The organism is Streptomyces sp. NPDC093261, from assembly GCF_044753645.1.
Classification (GTDB): Bacteria; Actinomycetota; Actinomycetes; order Streptomycetales; family Streptomycetaceae; genus Streptomyces.
In genome coordinates, this window is sequence record NZ_JBIVNO010000001.1 from 1,397,332 (window position 1) to 1,419,491 (window position 22,160).

General features: G+C 71.6%; 18 protein-coding genes. 8 read left to right on the plus strand and 10 right to left on the minus strand.

The genetic code is table 11. From position 1 onward, the window contains the following. Window positions 1–4 precede the first annotated feature (4 nt). The gene (locus ACIP94_RS06265) at window positions 5–670 is read right to left on the minus strand and encodes an HAD family hydrolase (protein WP_402420213.1); all 666 of its coding nucleotides are present in this window, start codon (window positions 668–670) and stop codon (window positions 5–7) included. Between the two features lie 69 nt (window positions 671–739). Beyond that, on the minus strand, window positions 740–1,255 hold the full coding sequence (locus ACIP94_RS06270) for a DUF6912 family protein (protein ID WP_402420215.1): 516 nt from the start codon (window positions 1,253–1,255) through the stop codon (window positions 740–742). A 342-nt stretch (window positions 1,256–1,597) separates the two neighbouring features. Between ACIP94_RS06270 and ACIP94_RS06275 the strand changes: the two genes are divergently transcribed. Further along, window positions 1,598–2,176 (plus strand): Rv3235 family protein, encoded by a 579-nt coding sequence (locus tag ACIP94_RS06275; protein WP_402420218.1) that lies wholly within the window; start codon window positions 1,598–1,600, stop codon window positions 2,174–2,176. A gap of 461 nt (window positions 2,177–2,637) precedes the next feature. Here the strand turns inward: ACIP94_RS06275 and secA are convergent, their stop codons facing one another. After that, a complete protein-coding gene (secA, locus tag ACIP94_RS06280) occupies window positions 2,638–5,451 on the minus strand; it encodes a preprotein translocase subunit SecA (RefSeq protein ID WP_402420221.1) in 2,814 nt (937 codons plus the stop codon). Window positions 5,452–5,751: 300 nt separating this feature from the next. On the opposite strand from secA, the gene ACIP94_RS06285 reads away from it, so the two are divergent. Further along, window positions 5,752–6,330, plus strand: coding sequence for a GNAT family N-acetyltransferase (locus ACIP94_RS06285; RefSeq protein WP_402420223.1), 579 nt, complete (start codon window positions 5,752–5,754; stop codon window positions 6,328–6,330). 71 nt (window positions 6,331–6,401) lie between these two features. Continuing rightward, window positions 6,402–7,604 carry a winged helix-turn-helix domain-containing protein gene (locus tag ACIP94_RS06290; RefSeq protein ID WP_402420225.1) on the plus strand — a complete coding sequence of 401 codons (1,203 nt, stop codon included), beginning with the start codon at window positions 6,402–6,404 and terminating at the stop codon, window positions 7,602–7,604. Window positions 7,605–7,668: 64 nt separating this feature from the next. Here the strand turns inward: ACIP94_RS06290 and ACIP94_RS06295 are convergent, their stop codons facing one another. The 7 genes from ACIP94_RS06295 to mtnA all read right to left on the minus strand — a co-directional run bounded on the left by ACIP94_RS06295 (window position 7,669) and on the right by mtnA (window position 16,318). Further along, complete coding sequence (locus tag ACIP94_RS06295) at window positions 7,669–8,415, minus strand: response regulator (RefSeq protein WP_402420228.1); 747 nt, start codon at window positions 8,413–8,415, stop codon at window positions 7,669–7,671. A gap of 209 nt (window positions 8,416–8,624) precedes the next feature. Further along, entirely contained in the window at window positions 8,625–9,317 is a 693-nt protein-coding gene (hpf, locus tag ACIP94_RS06300; RefSeq protein WP_402420231.1) for a ribosome hibernation-promoting factor, HPF/YfiA family, read from the minus strand. A gap of 314 nt (window positions 9,318–9,631) precedes the next feature. Continuing rightward, the gene (locus ACIP94_RS06305; protein ID WP_402420234.1) at window positions 9,632–10,489 is read right to left on the minus strand and encodes a ComF family protein; all 858 of its coding nucleotides are present in this window, start codon (window positions 10,487–10,489) and stop codon (window positions 9,632–9,634) included. A gap of 114 nt (window positions 10,490–10,603) precedes the next feature. Next, complete coding sequence (locus ACIP94_RS06310) at window positions 10,604–12,436, minus strand: LpqB family beta-propeller domain-containing protein (protein ID WP_402420236.1); 1,833 nt, start codon at window positions 12,434–12,436, stop codon at window positions 10,604–10,606. A 21-nt stretch (window positions 12,437–12,457) separates the two neighbouring features. Further along, window positions 12,458–14,473, minus strand: coding sequence for an MtrAB system histidine kinase MtrB (gene mtrB / locus ACIP94_RS06315; protein WP_402420238.1), 2,016 nt, complete (start codon window positions 14,471–14,473; stop codon window positions 12,458–12,460). Window position 14,474: 1 nt separating this feature from the next. Next, window positions 14,475–15,164, minus strand: coding sequence for a two-component system response regulator MtrA (gene mtrA, locus ACIP94_RS06320; protein WP_402420241.1), 690 nt, complete (start codon window positions 15,162–15,164; stop codon window positions 14,475–14,477). Window positions 15,165–15,172: 8 nt separating this feature from the next. Continuing rightward, window positions 15,173–16,318: an S-methyl-5-thioribose-1-phosphate isomerase gene (gene mtnA / locus ACIP94_RS06325; RefSeq protein ID WP_402420244.1), complete on the minus strand. Its 1,146-nt coding sequence runs from the start codon at window positions 16,316–16,318 to the stop codon at window positions 15,173–15,175. Window positions 16,319–16,459: 141 nt separating this feature from the next. Here mtnA and ACIP94_RS06330 point away from each other — a divergent pair, with 141 nt between their 5' ends. From ACIP94_RS06330 to ACIP94_RS06350, 5 genes are read left to right on the plus strand one after another with little or no spacing between them, the layout of a single operon-like run. After that, window positions 16,460–17,797 carry a hypothetical protein gene (locus tag ACIP94_RS06330; protein ID WP_402420247.1) on the plus strand — a complete coding sequence of 446 codons (1,338 nt, stop codon included), beginning with the start codon at window positions 16,460–16,462 and terminating at the stop codon, window positions 17,795–17,797. Window positions 17,798–17,801: 4 nt separating this feature from the next. Then, window positions 17,802–18,530: a DUF4129 domain-containing protein gene (locus ACIP94_RS06335; RefSeq protein WP_402420249.1), complete on the plus strand. Its 729-nt coding sequence runs from the start codon at window positions 17,802–17,804 to the stop codon at window positions 18,528–18,530. Further along, entirely contained in the window at window positions 18,527–19,720 is a 1,194-nt protein-coding gene (locus ACIP94_RS06340) for a DUF4350 domain-containing protein (protein WP_402420252.1), read from the plus strand. Before ACIP94_RS06335 ends, ACIP94_RS06340 begins: the two co-directional genes overlap by 4 nt. Continuing rightward, window positions 19,720–20,709, plus strand: coding sequence for an AAA family ATPase (locus ACIP94_RS06345; protein WP_402420420.1), 990 nt, complete (start codon window positions 19,720–19,722; stop codon window positions 20,707–20,709). Before ACIP94_RS06340 ends, ACIP94_RS06345 begins: the two co-directional genes overlap by 1 nt. Further along, the gene (locus ACIP94_RS06350; RefSeq protein WP_402420255.1) at window positions 20,709–22,019 is read left to right on the plus strand and encodes a DUF58 domain-containing protein; all 1,311 of its coding nucleotides are present in this window, start codon (window positions 20,709–20,711) and stop codon (window positions 22,017–22,019) included. Before ACIP94_RS06345 ends, ACIP94_RS06350 begins: the two co-directional genes overlap by 1 nt. The last annotated feature ends 141 nt before the right edge of the window (window positions 22,020–22,160 follow it).

Sequence of the window (22,160 nt, forward strand, 5' to 3'; positions counted from 1 at the left end):
CCTCTCATGCCGCCAGGCGCTCGGCCTCCGCGACCGCCTCCTCCAGCGAGTCGACCACGGGCACACCGGCCTCCTCCAGGCTGGCGCGGCCGTGCGAGCCCCCGGTGTACAGAACGGCCTGTGCTCCGACGTGCCGGGCGGCGAGCGCGTCGTCGGCGGCGTCCCCGATCACCACCGTGCGCGAGGGATCGACGCCGCCGAGCGCCCGTATATGGCGGACCATGTGCCCGGCCTTGCTGCCCCCGGAGGGACCGATCCGCCCCTCGACCCGGATGAAGTGCGCCTCGATCCCGAATCCCCGCACGAGCGGCACGAGTTCCTCGTGGACGTACATGCTCAGGAGGGACTGGCTGCGGCCCGCCGACCGCCATCCGGCGAGCAGCTCCACCGCGCCCTCGGTGAGCCCGCACCGGATCCGGTGCTCCGCGTAGTAGCGGTGGAAGATCTCGTCCATGACCTCCCACTCGGTGTCGGTGGGCAGCCGCCCCATCAGCCGCTCGTAGAACTTCGGCACCGGCACGCAGTACAGCGCCCGGTACCGCTCCAGCGTGATCGGCTCCAGGCCCAGCTCCGCGAAGGCCGCGTTCGTCGCCCCGATGATCGCGTCATTGTCGTGGAACAGCGTCCCGTTCCAGTCCCAGACAATGTGCGCGTTTCCCTGCGTCCCCATGCCGGAAAACGTACCCGGTGCCACGGACAATCACCGCCGTCCCGACCGAGAGAACCGGAAAAGGCCAGGTCAGCGGCCGATCCCAAGGAGATTCGGAATCTCCTGCGTCGCGTACCAGAGCAGTTCGTGGTCCTCGGCCCCGTCCACGACGAACTGCGCGTCGTCGTCCCCGTCCTCCGCCGCGGGGAGCGCTCGGGCCGCCTCGGTCACGTCCGCCTCCGCCTCGGCCGCGTCGACGTGCACCGCGGCCACCTTGGCCAGCGGCACGGCCCCCGAGATCCGCACCTCGCCGAGCGCGGTCGGATCCAGACCGCGATCAGGGTCGGCCGCCGCCGTGCCGTCCGGCACGTCGACCGCGACGACGACCCGGCGCCTGGGCGCCCCCGGATCCGCCGCCAGCAGCCGCAGGGAGGCCAGCGCTGACCGGCTCAGCGCCGCGTACTCCAGCTCCTCGATGTCGTCGGAGAGGTACCACTCGCGCAGGGCGGGCGTGACGGCGTACGCGACGACCGGTCCCGCGCCCAGCTCGCCCGTCTTGTACGCCTCGGCGAGACCGGAGAGGGTCAAAGGGACGTAGACGCGCATGACGAGCCGCTTTCGTAGTCGGTCAGGGGCGCCGGACTGGCCCGGGAGGGACACCGCGAAGATCGTTCCGCGCCTCCGGCGAGTCACCCCAGGATACGTGCGGGCGTCCCCCTTCGGGTCCCGTCGGCACCGTTCCACGTCGTCAACCAGGACACCCGTGAATCACCCGGTCCATCCCGGGCGCGCCATGGGCTCCCGCCCGCAGCCACATCCTGATGGGTGAACCCTCCTGCCGCCCGCGCACCGCGTCGGCCCCGTCGCGAGCCCCGTCCGTCTCGTAGAGGATCCCCACCGAGAAGTTACCGACCGGTATCCGCCGGTCCCGCGAAACGGGGATCCCGCATGAACAAGGTGATGACCAGGAACAGCACAACGCCCCCGACGAAGTCCCGGCGGGGCGGGCGCCCGCCGGTCCGCCACGACACCCGCCGCCCGGGCGGCACACCTCGCCGTACGGCCCCCGGCCCGGGCAGGACCGGCAGCGCGGCACCGGCCTCCCGCCGACCGGCCACCGCACCGGCGCAGGGTGCTCCGGGAATCGCCCCACCCGGCGCTCCGGGCCGGGCGGCGACCGTCCCCCAGCCCCGCCCGACGGATCTCTTCGCCGACCGTCTGCTGTCGGTGCTGAGCGGCCAGCGCCCGGTGCACAGCATGCTCCGCCACACCGCCGACCGCGCGTACGACGACCTGGCCCGGCTCGCCGCACACGGCCCGCTGCGCGCCCGAGGCACCCGTCCGGTGGTCCGGGACATCGGCTATTACGTGCCGCGCCCGGGTGCCATCGAGGCCTTCGCCCGGATCGGCGCGGGCGACCAGCTCCGCGCCATGGCGTTCCGCCTGGAGTGCGGCCCCGACCACCGCTGGCGCTGCACGGCGGTGGAGCTGGGCGGACCCCGGCCACCACGGAGGGACGACGACTGACCGCTGACGGCTGACGGCTGACGGCTGACGGCTGACGGCTGACGGCTGGCCCCCGGCCCCAAACCGCTGACCGCTGACCGCTGGCCCATAACCGCTGACCGCTGACGCGGCTGGCGGCTGACCGCTGACGCGGCTGGCGGCTGGCGGCTGGCGGCTGGCGGCTGGCGGCTGGCGGCTGGCGGCTGGCGGCTGGCGGCTGGCGGCTGGCGGCTGGCGGCTGGCGGCCCGATGCTCGCAGCCGACGGCCCCACGGCTGACAGCCGACCCGCCCGACCGACAGCCCGACGGCCGACAGCCGGGCGCACGACGGCCGACGGCGACGACATGAGGGGCCGGGAACCCAAGTCGGGTGCCCGGCCCCTCATGGCCTCGCTGCTGCCGCCGGCCGGCGGCGACGCGCATGGCGCCGACGTCCGTCGTCACGCCGGCGGTGGGGCGCGGCCCCACCGCCGGCGGCGGCGTCACTTCTTGCGGCGGCGTCCGCCCTTCGCCTGCTTGCGGCGCTCCGCCCGGGTGAGGCCGTCCGCCTCCGAGCGCACGGGCTCGCCGTCCTCGCCGGCGAAGTCGCCCTCGACGATGCCGCCCTCACCGTCCACGGTCGGCGCGGAGAAGTGCAGCCGCTCGCGGCGCTGCGGGGCCTCCAGGCCCTTGGCGCGGATCTCCGGGCGGGCCGCCTGGGCCGCGACCGCCTCCTCCTTCTCCAGGGAGGGCTGGGCGGCCTCGACGGGGACCTCCTCGACCTGCTGCTCGACCTGGACCTCCAGGTTGAACAGATAGCCGACGGACTCCTCCTTGATGCCCTCCATCATGGCGGTGAACATGTCGAAGCCCTCGCGCTGGTACTCGACCAGCGGGTCCTTCTGCGCCATCGCGCGCAGGCCGATGCCCTCCTGGAGGTAGTCCATCTCGTAGAGGTGCTCGCGCCACTTGCGGTCCAGGACCGACAGCACGACCCGGCGCTCCAGCTCACGCATGATCTCGGAGCCGAGCTGCTCCTCACGCTGCTGGTACTGCTCGTGGATGTCGTCCTTGATGGACTCGGCGATGAACTCGGCGGTCAGCCCGGCACGGTCGCCCGCGGCCTCCTCCAGTTCCTCGATGGTGACCTTCACCGGGTAGAGCTGCTTGAAGGCGCCCCACAGCCGGTCCAGGTCCCATTCCTCGGCGAAGCCGTCGGCGGTCTCGGCGGCGACGTAGGCGTCGATCGTGTCGTCCATGAAGTGCTGGATCTGCTCGTGCAGGTCCTCGCCCTCCAGGACGCGGCGCCGCTCCCCGTAGATGACCTCGCGCTGCCGGTTGAGGACCTCGTCGTACTTGAGGACGTTCTTCCGGGTCTCGAAGTTCTGCGTCTCGACCTGCGACTGGGCGGACGCGATCGCGCGCGTGACCATCTTGTTCTCGATCGGCACATCGTCCGGGACGTTGGCCATCGACATCACGCGCTCGACCATCTGGGCCTTGAACAGCCGCATCAGGTCGTCGCCCAGCGAGAGGTAGAAGCGGGACTCGCCGGGGTCGCCCTGACGGCCGCTACGACCGCGCAGCTGGTTGTCGATGCGGCGGGACTCGTGGCGCTCGGTGCCCAGCACATACAGGCCGCCGAGCTCCTCGACCTCTTCCTTCTCGGCCTTGACCGCGTGCTCGGCGCGCTCCAGGGCGGCGGGCAGGGCCTGCGCCCACTCCTCGATGTGCTCCTCGGGGTCGAGCCCGCGCTGGCGCAGCTCGGCATCGGCGAGGTCCTCGGGGTTGCCGCCGAGCTTGATGTCCGTACCACGGCCGGCCATGTTGGTGGCCACGGTCACGGCGCCCTTGCGGCCGGCCTGGGCGACGATCGCCGCCTCGCGCTCGTGGTGCTTGGCGTTCAGCACCTCGTGCTGGATGCCGCGCTTGCTGAGCTGCTGCGAGAGGTACTCGGACTTCTCGACCGAGGTGGTGCCGACCAGGATCGGCTGGCCCTTCTCGTGCTTCTCGGCGATGTCGTCGACGACCGCCTCGAACTTCGCGACCTCGGTGCGGTAGATCAGGTCCGACTGGTCCTTGCGGACCATCGGCCTGTTGGTCGGGATGGGGACCACGCCGAGCTTGTAGATCTGGTGGAACTCGGCGGCCTCGGTCATCGCCGTACCGGTCATGCCGGAGAGCTTTTTGTAGAGGCGGAAGAAGTTCTGCAGGGTGATCGTGGCGAGGGTCTGGTTCTCGTCCTTGATGTCCACCCCTTCCTTCGCCTCGATCGCCTGGTGCATGCCCTCGTTGTAGCGACGGCCGGCGAGGATACGGCCGGTGTGCTCGTCGACGATCATGACCTCGCCGTCGATGACGACGTAGTCCTTGTCGCGCTTGAAGAGCTCCTTGGCCTTGATGGCGTTGTTCAGGTAGCCCACCAGCGGAGTGTTCACCGACTCGTAGAGGTTGTCGATGCCCAGCCAGTCCTCGACCTTGGTGACGCCGGACTCGTGGATGGCTACCGTGCGCTTCTTCTCGTCGACGTCGTAGTCGCCGGTCTCCTCGATGCCCTTCAGCGGGTTGCCCGCCTCGCCGCGCTTGAGGCGCGTGACCAGCTTGGCGAAGTCGCCGTACCACTTGGTGGCCTGGTCGGCCGGGCCGGAGATGATCAGCGGCGTACGGGCCTCGTCGATGAGGATGGAGTCGACCTCGTCGACGACCGCGAAGTTGTGGCCGCGCTGGACCAGCTCGTCCTGCGACCACGCCATGTTGTCGCGGAGGTAGTCGAAGCCGAATTCGTTGTTCGTGCCGTAGGTGATGTCGCACGCGTACTGCTCGCGCCGCTGGGCCGGGGTCATGTTCGCCAGGATGCAGCCGACGCTCAGACCCAGGAACCGGTGGACGCGGCCCATCATCTCGGAGTCACGCTCGGCCAGGTAGTCGTTGACCGTGACGATGTGGACGCCGTCCCCGGAGAGGGCGTTGAGGTAAGCGGGCAGCGTGCCGACCAGGGTCTTGCCCTCACCGGTCTTCATCTCGGCGACATAGCCGAGGTGGAGCGCGGCGCCACCCATCAGCTGCACGTCGTAGTGCCGCTGGCCGAGGACGCGCTTGGCGGCCTCGCGCACGGTGGCGAACGCCTCGGGCAGCAGGTCGTCGAGACTCTCGCCGTCGGCGTACCGCTGCTTGTACTCATCGGTGAGGGCCCGCAGCTCGGCGTCGGAGAGGTCGACGAAGTCCTCTTCGATGGAGTTGACCTGGTCCGCGATGCGGTGCAGCTTGCGCAGGATCTTGCCTTCGCCTGCACGCATGATCTTCGAGAGGACGGACACGGGGGTTTGTCTCCTTGCCGGTCGGGCCTGGGACGGTCGGTTGTCTATGACAGCTTGAGCAACGGCCATCGTAAGCGAGGACCCCGCCACGCCGGGAGGTCTGTCTCCGACAGCCACTAGGACAACGGACGGGCGCGACGGAAGGTGCCGCGTCCGTGCCACGAAAAGTAACCGGACCCTCACGGCATGGCGGAGGAGGAGACGCGACGGCGTGGCGGACGCGCCCCCGTCCGGCGGGGCGCGGGCGGGGCGGCGGGAAATGGCGTGACGACCGGGCGGGGACCCTAGGAGAATCGGGCGATGGACCCCGTCACTCTGACCACCGACCGTCTGCTGTTGCGCGCCGTGGACCCGCAGGACGCCGACGCGGTGTTCGCGGCCGCCCAGGACCCCGAGATCCAGCGCTGGACCACGATCCCCTCGCCGTATCTGCGTGAGCACGCGGAGGGGTTCGTCGGCCAGATGGCTCCCGACGGCTGGGCCGACGGCTCGATGTTCACCTTCGGCGTCTTTCTGCACTCCGGGGAGCTGGTGAGCATGCTCGGTCTGACGATGCGCTCCCTGGGCGTCGCCGAGGTGGGCTTCTGGACGGCGAAGGAACACCGGGGCAACGGCTACATCACGGAGGCCACGCTCACCGCGGCGCGCTGGGCCTTCACCCGGCTGTCGATCGACCGCCTGGAGTGGCGGGCCGAGGTGGGCAACGCCGGTTCACGCGCGGTCGCGGAACGCGCGGGTTTCACCATCGAGGGCGTCCTGCGCTCCGCGATCAACAACAAGGGGGTCCGCCGGGACTGCTGGGTGGGCTCGCTGCTGCCCTGCGACCTGGGCCTGCCGTCGTCGGCGCCGTATCTGCCGGCACCGTCCCGGCCGGCGTAGGCGCGGGCGGGGACGCGAGGCCGGTTCCCGGCCCATCCGGCGTTGTCAGTGGCAGGCCCTACGGTGTCAGCATGCCGAGCCTTCCGCGTCCCGCCGCCGAACTGACCGCCGACGAAGCCCGCCGTATCGCCCTGCGGGCCCAGGGCTTCCTCGGGGCCCCCGACCGCAGGGCCGGCGTCCGCGGGGTCCTGCGCCACCTCGGCGCGGTCCAGCTCGACACCATCTCGGTCCTCGCCCGCTCCCACGAGCTGATCGCCTATGCCCGCCTCGGCGCGATAGGCCGCAGATCGGTCGACGCGGGGTACTGGACGCCGTCGCCGGCCGGCCCGGCCGTGCCCCACCCCCACGCCTTCGAGTACTGGTCGCACGCCGCCTGCATCCTCCCCATCGAGGAGTGGCCCCACTTCGCCTTCCGCCGCCGCGCCTACCGCTCCCGCCCGCACTGGAACCACGAGCTGCCGGACGGTGTCTACGACCAGGTCATCAAGCAGCTGCGCGCCGAGGGCCCGCTCACCGCCACGGATCTGGGCGGTGCGAAGAGGACCAGCGAGTGGTGGGACTGGTCCGGCACGAAGGTCGCGGTGGAGCGCGCGCTGATGTACGGAGAGGTGGTGTGTGTCGAGCGCCGCGGCTGGAAGCGTGTGTACGACCTCGCCGAGCGCGCCGTCCCCCAGGCCCTGCTCCACGACGAGCTGGACGATGCCGAGTGCCTGCGCCGGCTGGTGCGTCTCGCCGGCCGGTCCCTCGGCGTCGGCACGCGCGCGGACATCGCGGACTACCACCGCCTCAAGGGCGAGCAGGTCGATGCGGTGATCGCGGATTCGGGACTGGTCCCGGTGGCGGTCGAGGGCTGGGGGAGACCGGCATGGGCGGATCCGGCGGCGCTCGCGACCCCGCCCCGCGGCCGCCACCGTACGACGCTGCTGTCGCCCTTCGACTCCCTGATCTGGGAGCGAGCGCGCACGGAGCGCATCTTCGGCTTCACGCACCGCCTGGAGGCCTACGTCCCCAAGCCGAAGCGGGTCCACGGCTACTTCGCGATGCCGGTGCTCGCCGGCGGCCGGCTGGTCGGCCGGGTGGACCCGGCGCGCGAAGGCGGCACCCTGGTCGCGAAGCAGGTCACGCTGGAGGATCCCCGGGCGGTCCCGGCAGTGGCCCAGGCCCTGCTGGAGGCGGCGTCATGGGTCGACTGCACCAACGTACGCGTGGAGCGGGTGGACGCTCCGGCCCTGCGTGAGCCGCTGATCCGCGAGCTGGCCCGCGCCCTGGACTGAACCACGCCCGGGAGTGACTCCCGGCAGCCCGCTGCCGGGGTGTCCCGCCCGCTGGTCCCTGCGGCTAGCGGATCTCGAGGATCTTCTCCCGCATCGCGTAGACCACGGCCTCCATCCTGGAGTGCAGCTGGAGCTTCTCCAGGATGTTGCGCACGTGGTTCTTGACGGTGTTCTCGGAGATGAACAGTTCCTTGGCGATGTCCCGGTTGTTCATTCCGGTGGCGACGAGCTTGAGGACCTCCAGCTCGCGGTCGGTGAGCCGCGGCGCCGGGACCAGCCGGCGCTCGTCGGTCCGCTGGATCATGGACTTGAACTCGGTGAGGAGTTTCGAGGCCATGGAAGGGCTGATCTGCGACTGGCCGTCGGCGACCGCGCGAATGGCCGTGGCGACCTCGTCCGTGGAGATCTCCTTGAGGAGGTACCCGGTCGCGCCCGCCTTGATCGCGTCGTAGAGATCGGCTTCCTCGTCGCTGATCGTCAACATGATGATCTTGGCGCTGGGAGCCACCTCCTTGATGGAGGTGCAGGCCTCGATGCCGCCCCGCTTGGGCATGCGCACGTCCATGAGCACGATGTCGGGCAGCAGATCGGCCGCCTTGTCGACCGCCTCCGCGCCGTCTCCCGCCTCGCCGACGACCTGGATGTCCTCCTCCGCGGCCAGCACGATCTCCAGGCCGCGGCGGAAGAGCGCGTGGTCGTCCACGACGAGGACGCGGATGGGCTCGCCGCCTGAGGAGCCCGCCTCCGGGCCCATGCCGACGACGCCGTCGTCAGCATCCTCGTCATGCATCGGTCGGAAGCTGTCCGCCATCGTTCCTCCCCCTGAAGGCTGTGGCCTGTGGTCCTGTGCCATCGCCAACCCAAGGTAACGGCCCACCGGTTGAGCCGTTGCGGCCATGATTCCATGTCCGGACGGCCGCCAGGTGACAGAGCGCGGCCAGAAAGAGCCGCACACCGGTGCCCCTGGGGGCGCACGGGCTCTCCCAGGGGCACACGGGTACAACCATCACCCGGCGGAAATCAGCCGCCGACCACTCCCCCCGCCTCGGCCGCCTGCGTCTGAGTCACCATCTGATCGGAGCTCAGGTGGATGACGCCGTAGTCATAGGCGTGCCGGCGGTAGACGACGCTGGGTTGCTTGGTCTCGGAGTCGACGAACAGATAGAAGTCGTGCCCGACCAGCTCCATCTCGTAGAGGGCCTGGTCGAGCGACATCGGGGACGCGACATGTGTCTTCTCACGGACGATGAGGGGGCCTTCACCCTTTACCTCGAGCGATCCGATCTTCTTGGTCGGCACGCCGTCCGTGTCGTCCTCCGACACGACGATGCCGTTGCCGTTGAGGGTCGCGGCGCCCGGGACGTGGTCGGGCACCTCGGCCGCCGTGAGCCTGCGGACTCCGCGGCGGGTGTGGCGCTTGTCGTGCTCCTTGCGCAGCCGCGCCTCGAGCTTCTCCGACGCCAGGTCGAGTGCCGCATACGGATCGCTGGCCGCCGCCTCCGCCCTGATCACCGGACCGCGGGAGCGGAGGGTGATCTCCACTCGGTCGGAACGGTCGGCCTGTCGGGGATTGGGCTCCTTGGACACCTCGACGTCCAGGCTGATCACCTTGGCATCCAGCTTCTGGATCTTGTCCAGCTTCAGCTTCTCGGCCACGTGCTTCCGGAACCGCTCGGGCACCTCGGTCTTGCGGCCCTTGACGACGATGTCCACGCAGAACTCCGTTCCCGGATTGCTCCGCATTGCCGGCGGAGCATCTCCCTTGTGCACCAGGCTCCGGCGAACTCCGGAGCCGCGGACTCGGTGACTTCCACCTCCTCCTCCCCCGTGGGCGAGATTCCCATCCCAGGGCTGCGGGTGATTGCAGAATGCCCGCAGCACGCATTCGGATAAGCGAGGGATGGCCTGCGCCTTTCTCTCACAACCGAACATATCTCGCCCGGACGGATGTCGTCACCCTCTACTGCCGCGTACCTCCATTTCGGTGAAATGACCTGCTCATTACCTGCGACGATGCAAGTTCTCAGTCAGTTCCGGTTGAATTCGAAAGAATCCCGCGGTGCAGCGATCACGGCCGCGCGGATCCCGTTCGCTGCGCCGTGACCGGCGCTCTTTGTCGATGACGACCGCGCCCGGGCCGCCACTCCCGTCGCCTCCCGTGCGCTTCGTTCCCCCCTTGCTTCCCCTGCCACGCGCGCATACACCTCCGTGTCCCTCATTCGAGGGTGCCCGATCACCGCCCGTACCGCGCGCGCCGCCTCCGCCAGTGACGCTCCCGTCGTCATCAGATCGTCGACGAGCACCACCGGCGCGTCGGCCAGCAGCCCTACGCCCCCGTCAGCCACCTCCAGCGCGCCGGCGAGGTTGACCAGCCGCTGCCGGGAACCGAGCCCCGACTGGTCGGCCACCGCCCGCCGCTGCCGCAGCACGGCCGCCACCCGGGCCGCCGTCCCCGTCCGGCGCAGTTCCCCCGCCGCGGCCAGCGCGATCCGCCGCGCCGGGTCGTGTCCCCTCGCCCGCACCGTCCGGCGCGAGGAGGGCACGGGCACCAGCAGCACGGGCGGCCGTGCGCCACCGGCCCGCTCCCCCGCCTCGCCCAGCCCCGCCCGTACGGATCCCGCCAGCGCTTCACCGAGCGGCCTGGCGAGCGTCAGGACGCCCCGCTCCTTGTGGGCCAGCAGCATGGCGCGCACCGCGCCCTCATAGGGACCGGCCGCGTGCACCACGGGCAGTCCCGCCGGCTCCGGCACCGGTCGCACCCGCCGCGGTGCGCTCCCGTGCAGCGCCGCTCGGCACTCCGGGCAGAGCACCGTACGCGGCCTCCCACAGCCTCCGCACTCGGCGGGCAGCACCAGATCGGTGAGGTCCTGCCACCACCCCCGCATGGCCACCACTGTGCCAAGGCGGCATGAGGCCTGCCAGGCCTGTGGAAATCTCCCTGTGGACAACCGGGGCCCCTGTCGGCCGTGGCTCCCCCGTACCGGCAGTGGCTCGGCGGTTCACCCCGGATAGACCGGAGCCGTCCCCGCCTTGACCACCTTCTGCCACTGCGCGCCGGCCGACAGCCGCACGATCCCGTCCTCCGAGTAGGCCACCAGCGGCAGCCGCTCGTCCTCGGACGCCGCGATCTGCTTGACCCCGGTCAGCGAGGGCGGCGCGTTGCCCGACGGCACGGAGCCGTCGACCTGCACGTAGCGCATCTGCTGCACCCCGCCCGACTCGCGTCCTACCACCACGAGCCGGCTGTCCCCGGCCCAGGACATGGCCGTGACCTCCTCCAACTGCGGGGTGACGGACCGCAGTTCGAGGATCGACGCGGAAGGCCGGCCGTCGGTCCCGTGCTCCCGCTCGACCCGCCCGATCTGGAGGGAGGTCTTGCCGTCCTTCTTCACGATCAGCGCGATCCGCACCCCGTCGGCCGCCACCCGCACCGCCTCGATGCGTCCGTCGAGTCCCGGCGTGCTCACCACGATCGGCCGGCCGGCGCCCTTCCCCAGCACCACGAGCCGAGGGTGCTGCGGATCGCGGTCGGCCACCCACAGGTCGCCCCCGCCGTCCCAGCTCGGCGTCGTCAGCCGGTCGTCCTCCGACAGGCCCTGGCTGGTCAGCACGGGGTTCCCGAGGGGGACGCCCGACACCAGCGAGTCCACGTACAGGTACCGGCCGTCGGCCGAGACCCCGGCCGCCCGCTCCTCGTCGCGCGAGACGGCGGCCGCGCGCAGCTTTCTGTCCCCCTCGCCCAGGGCCCCCGGCACCGGGTCGAACTGGTTGGAACCGCTCCCGCTCGGCAGCCGGACCAGCCGCTGCCTGCCGTCGATGAAGTACTCGTACTCGGGCCGATCGCCCGTGCCGTGCGAGGCGATGATCTCGGCCTGGGTCTCGTTCAGCTCGCACAGCTTCCTGCCGTCGGAGCGCTCCAGCTCGACCTGGTTCACACCCGTCGGTGTCAGGTCCTGGAGCGTGAACAGCAGCTGCGCCGCCATGCGCGAGCACTGGGTCCGCCCGACCCGGTCGGCCCTGTCGTTGAGCGGCACCGTCAGCTTGTTCTGGTCGTCGGGCGACAGCGAGGTGACGTCCTTCCCGAGCGCCGTCCCCGAGGGGAAGCTCGAGGTCGCGACCGGGTCCAGCCAGCGCGTGGGGCCCTTCAGCAGCGCACGGACCGTGGACGTGACGGCGTCCACCTTGCTGCGTACGTACACCGGGTCGGCGACGGTGCTCAGCTGTCCGCCCTCCGCGGCGGGCACGTTCGAGGCGTAGTAGTACTTGTTGACCGACACATAGTTGCGCTGGAAGTCGGACCTGCCCATGACCACGCCCTGCGGCAGCGAGTCGATGCGCCACTGGCCGGTCTTCTTCTCCAGCGTGAGGTGCACCGTCCTGCTGTAGGTCCCCGAGTCCGGCGTGTACGCGTGCTGGGCGTCCACGACGGCGAACCTGCTGCCCGTCAGCGTGTACGAGTAGTCGTCGTCCGCCTCCCGGATCCTGCTGTGCTCGGACACGGGGTTCGGCCCGTCGGACAGTACCGTGGTGGACTGGTCCGGGCGCCATGTGCGCGACGCGCCGGCGGTCAGATACTCACGGGCCGTCTCGTACTGCGGGTCGTCACTGGTCAGCGCCTCCAGGAAACCCTGCACGATCTCAGCGGGCCCGGCGTCCTCCCGCGGCGGCATCGCGAACACCCGGACCTGGGCGTCCTGCCGGGGCGTCGACTCGACCCCGCGCAGATCCCCGCTGTCCGGCATCGAGGCACACCCGGCCAGCAGGACGGCACCGCAGCCGACGACTACGCCGGTGCGCGGCGCACGCCACCGCACGCCCCCCTCAGCGCCCACGAACTGCCTCCCCTTGCTCACTCACTCGTGCGGTCCGTCGCCCCGCGACGGGTCCTGTGTGCTGTCCTCCCGGTGCCGAACCGCCCCGGTGGGCCGCGGCACCACCCGCGCGCCGTTGCCCGGCAGCGCGGTCGGGTCGGCCGTGGGCGTCACGGCGGCCAGTCTCGGCGGGATCGAGGCCCGCTCGCCCGTGGACTGTGCGGGCACCGTGGCGAGCTTGCCCGAGCCGCCCTGGGGCAGCCCCGCCTCGCTCAGCCCGCGGTTGCGCCGCGAGTCCATCGGCTCCAGCGGTATCGGGGAGCCCCGCAGCGGCTCGTCCGCGGTCCGCGGCAGCGTCAGCCGGAACTGCGAACCGCCTCCCGGCTCGCCCCACGCCTGAAGCCAGCCGCCGTGCAGCCGGGCGTCCTCCAGGGCGATCGACAGCCCCAGACCCGTACCACCCGTGGTACGCGCGCGTGCCGGGTCCGCCCGCCAGAACCGGCTGAACACCCGGGTCGCCTCGCCCGGCTTGAGTCCCACGCCGTAGTCCCGCACCGCGATGGCGACCGCGCCGCCCGCCGCGGCGAGCTTGACGATGACGTCCTTGCCCTCGCCGTGCTCGACCGCGTTGACGACGAGATTGCGCAGCACCCGCTCCACCCGCCGGGCGTCGGCCTCCGCGACCACGGGCTGCTGGTCACCGACGACCCGTATCTGCGTCCCCTTGCGCTCGGCGAGCGGCTCCGCCCCGCTGACCACCCGTCGCACGACCTCGCGCAGGTCGATCGGCTCGGCCTCCAGGGCCGCCGCGCCCGCGTCGAAGCGGCTGATCTCCAGCAGGTCCGCGAGCAGCGACTCGAAACGGTCCAGCTGGTCCGCGAGCAGCTCCGCCGACCGCCCGGTCACCGGGTCGAAGTCGACGCGCGCCTCATGGATGACATCGGCCGCCATCCGCACGGTCGTCAGCGGCGTACGCAGCTCGTGCGACACGTCCGACACGAACCGCCGCTGCATCCTCGACAGGTCCTCCAGCTGCTGGATCTTCAACTGGAGGTTCTGCGCCATCTTGTTGAAGGCCTCGCCCAGGCGCGCGATGTCGTCCTCGCCGGTGACCTTCATACGTTCCTGAAGACGCCCGGCGGACAGCCGTTCGGCGATGCCCGCCGCCATCCGCACGGGGGTGACGACCTGACGCACCACGAGCCAGGCGATGGCCCCGAGAAGTACCACGACGAACAACCCGGCGGTCGCCAGCGTCCCCTTGACCAGGCTGAGCGACTTCTCCTCCTGGGTGAGCGGGAAGAGGTAGTACAGCTGGTACGGGTGTCCGTTCGGGTCGTTGATCTGCTTGCCGATGATCAGCGCCGGCTGCGGATCGCGGTCGCTGTCGGTGTAGACGATGCGGGTGTAGCTCTGGGCCACGCCCATGCCGGCACCGACGCGCCGGCGCAGGGCCTCCGGCACGCTCTGGCTGGGGTCCACGTCACCCGACGCGCGCGGACCGAGTCCGCGGTTGTCGCCGCTGTCCACGGCGGTGGTGCTCAGCGTGACCACGTCGAAGGCGCCCTGGCCGCCGCTGGAGAGCGACTCGACGAGGTCGCTCATCCACCCGCTGACGTTCTGCACCGGGTAGGTGCCGGTGCCCGGGTTTTCGTCGCCGCCGCTGGCGCTGACCGCGCTGTCGGCCTTCTGCCCGGCGACCGTGAAGCCGCCGACCGCCTGGCTCTGGGACGCCTTCACCTTGGCGTCGAGCAGACCGTTGCGCACCTGTCCGATGACGACGAAGCCCAGCAGCAGCACGACGCCCAGGGACATCAGCAGCGTCGTGACGACGATCTTGAGCTGGATGTTGCGCCGCCACAGCCGCATCACGGGCAGCAGGGGACGGCGCACCCAGCGCATGACGAGCCGGAGGATCGGGCTGCCCTGGACTCCGCCCTGGAGCAGCCCGCCCTCCATGAACCGTTCCCATCCGGAGCCCGCCGTGCGCCGTGCGACAGGCCGCTCCGGGTGGGCCCCCGGCCGGCCGGGGGCCGAAGCGGCACTGTCCCCCGGCACGTCAGTTAGGTCCTGCCTTGTAACCGACGCCACGGACCGTCACCACGATTTCCGGTCGCTCCGGATCCTTCTCGACCTTGGAGCGCAGCCGCTGGACGTGAACATTGACGAGGCGGGTGTCCGCCGCATGGCGGTACCCCCAGACCTGCTCGAGCAGGACCTCGCGGGTGAACACCTGCCACGGCTTGCGCGCCAGCGCAACCAGCAGGTCGAACTCCAGCGGCGTCAGCGCGATGGACTGCCCGGCCCGCTTCACCGAGTGACCGGCCACGTCGATGACGAGGTCACCGATCGCGAGCTGCTCGGGGGCCGGCTCCTCGGACCTGCGCAGCCGCGCCCGGATACGGGCCACCAGCTCCTTCGGCTTGAACGGCTTGACGATGTAGTCATCCGCACCCGACTCGAGGCCGACCACCACATCGACGGTGTCGCTCTTGGCGGTCAGCATCACGATCGGCACGCCGGACTCCGCCCTGATCAGGCGGCACACCTCGATGCCGTCCCGCCCGGGCAGCATCAGGTCGAGGAGCACCAGGTCGGGCTTGGCGTCGCGGAAAGCGGCCAGCGCCTTGTCGCCGTCCGCTACGAAAGACGGCTCAAAACCTTCACCACGCAGCACAATGCCGAGCATCTCGGCCAGTGCGGTGTCGTCGTCGACGACAAGGACTCGTCCCTTCATGGACCACATCATCCCATTATCTAAATTGTTACCTGGCGTGACCTGTCACACAGCGCAGCGAGTGCATCGGCCGTCACAGGGGAGACGACGCCCTCCTCGGTGACGATCGCCGTCACCAGCTCGGGCGGCGTCACGTCGAACGCCGGGTTGTACGCCTGGGTCCCCAGAGGTGCCACCGGTATCCCGCCTCCCGCTTCCGCTCCCGCCACCGGCACCCGGGGGGCGATGACCTCCGTCACCTCGTGTCCGGGCCGCTGCTCCACCTCGATGGACGCCCCGTCGGGCGTGCCCGGATCCACCGTCGTCACCGGCGCCACCGCGATGAACGGCACATGGTGGTACCGGGCCAGAACAGCGAGCGGATAGCTCCCCACCTTGTTCGCCACCGAACCGTCGGCCGCGATCCTGTCCGCACCGACCAGTACGGCGTCCACCTCGCCCGCCGCGAACAGGGAACCGGCCGCGTTGTCCGTGAGCAAGGTGTACGCCATCCCGTTGCGGGCCGCCTCGTACGCCGTCAAACGAGCACCTTGCAGCAACGGACGCGTCTCGTCCACCCACAGCCTGCGCAACCGTCCCGCCCGGTGCGCCGCGAGCGCCACCGCGAACGCCGTGCCCTCGCCGCCGGACACCAGCGTCCCCGAGTTGCAGTGGGTGAGCACCCGGTGCCCGCCGCCCGGCAGCAACTCGTCCAGCAGGGCAAGTCCGTGCCGCGCCATTCGCGCGCTGGCCTCGGCGTCCTCCTGGTGCAGGGCGCGCGCCGCGGCGAGCGTCGCCTCAGCGGCCCGCCGCAGATCCCCGTCGCCGGCGAGCGCGGTCCGGTAGGCGGACTGGGCCCTGCGCACGCCGACGCCGAGGTTCACCGCGGTGGGCCGGGCCCCCGCCAGCGCGGTGGCGGCCTCGTCCACGTCGAAGCCGCGCGCGGCGGCGAGCGCCACCCCGTACGCCCCGGCGATCCCGAGCAGCGGCGCGCCGCGCACGGCGAGCGTACGGATCGCGTCCACCAGCGCGGACGGATCCGTGCACACGAGCTCGACCTCCTCGGCCGGCAGTCTCCGCTGGTCGAGAAGGACCAGGACGGGCCCTTCCGGCGGCTCGTCCCAACGGATCACGGGTATCTCCGTCGACTGGTTGTCCTCGCCTGGTCGCGCGTACTGATCAGCCATGCGGTCAGTCTGCCCCGTATCCGGCCGACAATTGAAGGTGTACAGCCCACACCACCCCCGGTCCCTCGCCGGAGCCAGCGTGGCACGATGTCTGCCAACTCGCCGCCGCGACCGCGGAGCGGGCACCGTGAAGGAGCGACGATGAACGACACTCCGGGCTGGGCATCGCCCGGATCCGCCCCCTCCGACGGGGAGCAGCCGGACGCCACCGGCGCGCAGCCCGCGGAGCAGCCCTCGGACCAGAGCCGTGGCGACCAGCCGCAGCCTCCGGTGCAATGGTCCAAGGAGCAGCCCCCGGCCGGGCAGTGGAGCGCTCCGCACTCTCAGGTCCCGGGCCAGGCCCCGCCGTCGCCCGGGGCGGCCTGGGGCGGGGCCCCGCCTGCCGGCCCCGGCTACGGGGCTCCCGCCGGCGGTCCCGGCGGTTACGGGGCCCCTGCCGGCGGCTGGGGCGGTCCCGGAGGGCGGGGCGGTCCCTGGGGGCCGCCCGCCGCGGCCAAGCCCGGTGTGATCCCGCTGCGCCCGCTCGGGGTCGGCGAGATCCTCGACGGCGCGGTCTCCACCATGCGCACCCACTGGCGCGCGGTCCTCGGTATCTCGCTCGGCGTCTCCGTCCTGACGGAGATCGTCACCATCCTGTTCCAGAAGCTCGTCCTGGACGACCAGGCCACCAGCGGCACCCTCGGCGACCCCCGTTCCTCCGCGAGCGAGGTCGGCCGCGCCATGGGCGAGGTGCTGCTGAGCTCCGGCGCGGTCTTCCTGGTGACCCTGATCGGCACCATCATCGCGACCGCCCTGCTCACCACCGTCACCAGCCGGGCTGTGCTCGGCAGGCCGGTGACCATCACGGAGGCCTGGCGCGACGCCCGCCCGCAGCTGCCGAAGCTGGCCGGCCTGACCCTCCTGCTGCCGCTCATGGCCCTCGCGATCCTCGCCGTCGGCACGGTGCCCGGCATCCTCATCGCGGTGGCCGGCGCGACCGCCGTGGGCGTCACGCTGGCCGTCCTCGGCGGCCTCGGCGCCATGGTGGTCGCCATATGGATCATGATGTGCTTCTCGCTCGCCTCGCCCGCGCTGATGCTCGAGAAGCAGAGCATCCGCACGTCGATGAGCCGCTCCGCCAAGCTGGTGCGTGGCTCCTGGTGGCGGGTCTCCAGCATTCAGGTGCTCGCACAGATCATCGCGAGCATGGTGGGGTCGCTCGTCGTGATCCCCTTCGCCATCCTCGCCGCGATCCTCAGCGGTGACGGCATCGGCAGCTTCATGGGCGGCGGCGGTGCCGGCCCCGGCTGGACATTCCTGGTCATCGCCGGCGTCGGCGCGGTGATCGGCCGCACGCTCACCTTCCCGATCAGTGCCGGCGTGACCGTGCTGCTCTACATCGACCAGCGCATCCGCCGCGAGGCCCTCGATCTCGACCTGGCCCGTGCCGCCGGCGTCCAGGGCTACGGCGCCGACACCAGCGCCACCCCGGGGAGCTGAGAGGGTGAGTCCGACGGGGGTAGTCCTGGCCGTCGCGCCGGTGCTGTGGCGCTCGGGCGACCATCCACCGGTCACGATCCCGCGCGACCCGGCGCGCGAGGCGGCCCGGCGTGAGCTGACCAAGCGGATGTACCACGAGAACGACCCCAGCCTGCTCCAGCGCGCCCTGAACGCGTTCTGGAACTGGGTCAACGGACTGCTGGACACCGCGTCCGCCGCGGCGCCGGGCGGCTCTGTGGGCCTGCTCGTCATCGTGCTGGCGGTCGTGGCGCTCGTCGGGGCCCTGTGGTGGCGCCTGGGCACCCCGCGCCGCCTGCCCACCTCGTCCGCCGCCCTCTTCGAGGACCGCCCCAAGAGCGCCGCCGAGCACCGTGCCGCCGCCGAGGCGCATGCCGCCCAGGGCCACTGGAGCCAGGCCGTCCAGGAACGCATGCGCGCCGTCGTCCGCTCCCTGGAGGAACGCGCCCTGCTCGACCCGCGCCCCGGCCGCACCGCCGACGAGGCCGCCACCGAGGCCGGCCGCGCCCTCCCCGACCACGCGCACGGACTCCGCATCGCCGCCCGGGACTTCGACGACGTCACATACGGCGGCCGGGCCGCGGGCGAAGGAACGTACCGGCGCCTCGCCGCCCTCGACGACGACCTGGAGCGCAGCAAGCCCCAGCTCGGCGACAGCGCCCCCACCACGGCCTCCCCCACGGCCCCCCACGCCCACCACGGAGCCGCCGGATGACCTCCGAGGCCACGCTCCCCACCACCTCCGCCTCGCCCACCGCCCGCCAGCTGTGGACCCGGTCGCGCGGTGTGCTGCTCGCCGTCGTGCTTCTCCTGGTCGGTGGCGTCGTGATCGCCGTGGTCCGCTCCAGCGCTCATCACGGCCGCCTCGACCCGCGCTCGGCCGACCCCTACGGCAGCCACGCCGTCGCCGCGCTCCTCGCCGAACGGGGTGTCTCCACCCGGGTCGTCACCACCCTCGACGAGGCACGCACCGCCGCCGCCCCCGACACCACGCTTCTGCTCGCCGCACCGGATCTGCTGACGCGCCGTCAACAGGACCGCCTTCGCCAGGCGACACAGCACTCCGGTGGCCGGACGGTACTGATCGCGCCCCGGACCTCCCTCGAGGGCCTCCTCCCGGGAGTCTCGGCGGAGGACCCCACACCCGGCTTCGAGTCGCTGCTGGAACCCGGCTGCGCACTGCCCGCCGCCCGGCGCGCGGGCACCGCCGACACGGGCGGGATCCGCTACGTCACGGTCGCATCCCACGCCGACCACTGCTACCCCAGCGACGGCCTGCCCACCCTGCTGCGGCTCCCGGCCGCGTCCGGAAGCGGCGACACCGTCGTCCTCGGCGCGCCGGACATCCTCTACAACCAGCAGCTCGACGAGCAGGGCAACGCCTCCCTCGCCCTCCAACTCCTCGGTTCCCGCTCCCATGTGGTCTGGTACCTCCCCTCGCTCTCCGACACCTCGGCCACCGCATCGGGCAGCCGCAGCTTCTTCGACCTGCTCCCCCCGGGCTGGCTGTGGGGCACACTGCAGCTCTTCATCGCCGCAGGAGTGGCCGCCCTCTGGCGGGCACGCAGGCTGGGCCCGCTCGTCCCCGAGAAACTCCCCGTCGCGATCCGCGCCTCCGAAACCGTCGAAGGACGCGCCCGCCTCTACCGCAAGGCGCGTGCGCGCGACCGCGCGGCCTCCGCTCTGCGCTCCACCACCCGCACCCGCCTCGCCCCCCTCGTAGGCGTCCCCCTCGCCCAGGCGCACGCGCCCGAGGCCCTGCTTCCCGCACTGTCCGCCCATCTGCACAACGACGGACAGTCCCTGCACCCCCTCCTCTTCGGCCCGCCGCCCGGTGACGACGCGGCCCTGATCGCACTCGCCGACCAACTCGACGCCCTCGAAAGAGAGGTACGCCGTCCATGATGGACCCGACCACTGACAACGCCGGGAAAGCCGGGGACGCGGACACCGTCCGGGCCTCCCTGGAGGCCCTGCGCGCCGAGATCGCCAAAGCCGTGGTCGGCCAGGACCCCGCAGTCACCGGCCTCGTCGTCGCCCTTCTGTGCCGCGGCCATGTCCTCCTCGAAGGAGTCCCCGGGGTCGCCAAGACCCTGCTCGTCCGCGCCCTTTCCGCGGCCCTCGAACTCGACACCAAGCGCGTGCAGTTCACACCGGACCTGATGCCGAGCGACATCACGGGCTCCCTCGTCTACGACGCTCGCACCGCCGAGTTCTCCTTCCAGCCAGGACCGGTCTTCACCAACCTGCTGCTCGCGGACGAGATCAACCGAACCCCGCCGAAGACGCAGTCGGCCCTCCTCGAAGCCATGGAGGAGCGTCAGGTCACGGTCGACGGCACCGCGCGTCCGCTCCCCGATCCTTTCCTGGTCGCCGCGACCCAGAACCCGGTCGAGTACGAGGGCACCTACCCCCTCCCGGAGGCCCAACTGGACCGCTTCCTGCTCAAACTGACGATCCCTCTCCCGTCCCGCCAGGACGAGATCGACGTCCTCGCCCGCCACGCGGCCGGCTTCAACCCGCGCGATCTGCGCGCCGCCGGCGTACGCCCGGTGGCGAACGGCGCCGACCTCGAGGCGGCACGCGCCGCGGTCGCCAAGACGACGGTGTCTCCCGAGATCACCGCCTACGTGGTGGACATCTGCCGCGCCACCCGTGAATCTCCGTCACTCACCCTCGGGGTGTCGCCCCGTGGGGCGACGGCGCTCCTCGCCACTTCCCGCGCCTGGGCCTGGCTGACGGGCCGTGACTATGTCACCCCCGACGATGTGAAGGCCCTGGCCCTCCCGACGCTCCGTCACCGGGTCCAGCTCCGCCCGGAGGCGGAGATGGAAGGCGTGACCGCGGACTCGGTCATCAACGCCATCCTCACCCACGTCCCCGTGCCCCGCTGATGGCACTCACCGGACGAGCCGCGCTCCTCGCGGCACTCGGCACCCTCCCGGTCGGCATCTGGGCACCCGACTGGACGGGTGTCCTCGCCGTCAACGGCTCACTCGCCCTGGCCTGCGCCTGCGACTTCGCACTGGCGGCGCCCGTGCGCCGACTCCGCCTGGCCCGGTCCGGCGACACCTCCGTCCGCCTGGGCGAGGCGGCCGACGTGACGCTCACCGTCACCAACCCGTCCGGCCGGCCGCTGCGCGCCCACCTCCGTGACGCCTGGCCGCCCAGCAGCTGGCAGCCGGGCACCGAAGTGGCCGCCTCCCGCCACCGTCTGATGGTCCCTCGGGGGGAACGCCGCCGGGTCACGACCCGTCTCACGCCCACCCGCCGGGGCGACCGTCACGCCGACCGCGTCACCATCCGCTCCTACGGCCCCCTCGGACTCTTCTCCCGCCAGGGCACGCACAAGGTCCCCTGGACGGTGCGGGTCCTGCCTCCCTTCGCCAGCCGCAAGCACCTTCCCTCCAAGCTGGCCCGCCTCCGCGAACTGGACGGCCGGACCAGCGTGTTGACCCGCGGCGAGGGCACGGAGTTCGACAGTCTGCGCGACTACGTGCCCGGCGACGACACCCGCTCCATCGACTGGCGCGCGACGGCCCGTCAGTCCACGGTCGCCGTGCGCACCTGGCGGCCCGAACGCGACCGCCACATCCTCCTGGTCCTGGACACGGGACGGACTTCCGCCGGGCGGGTCGGCGACGCGCCACGCCTGGACGCCGCCATGGACGCGGCACTGCTCTTGGCCGCCCTGGCCTCGCGGGCCGGTGACCGGGTGGACCTGCTCGCCTACGACCGTCGAGTGCGCGCCCTGGTCCAGGGCCGCGCCGCCCGTGAGGTCCTGCCGGCCCTGGTCAACGCCATGGCGACGGTGGAGCCGGAACTCATCGAAACGGACGCCCGGGGGCTGACGGCGACCGCGCTCCGCACGGCACCGCGCCGCTCCTTGATCGTCCTGCTGACCACCCTCGAAACGGCGCCCGTGGAGGAGGGGCTGCTGCCCGTTCTCTCCCGTCTCACCCGGCGCCACACGGTACTGCTCGCCTCGGTCGCCGATCCGCATGTCGCCCGTATGGCGACGGCGCGCGGAGACATAGACGCGGTATACGAGGCCGCCGCGGCGGCTCGGGCCCGGGCGGAGCGCACCCGCACGGCGGAACAGCTCCGCCGGCACGGCGTCACGGTCGTGGACGCGGCACCGGACGATCTGGCACCGGCAGTGGCGGACGCCTACCTGGCGTTGAAGGCGGCGGGCCGTCTCTGAGCGATGGAGGGAACAGAGGGAGAGGAGCCTCTTCGGAGGCTTCTTGAACGCAGAAAACCCCCGTGCTGAAAAGCACGGGGGTTTCCCTCACATTTTGTTCGGCGGCGTCCTACTCTCCCACAGGGTCCCCCCTGCAGTACC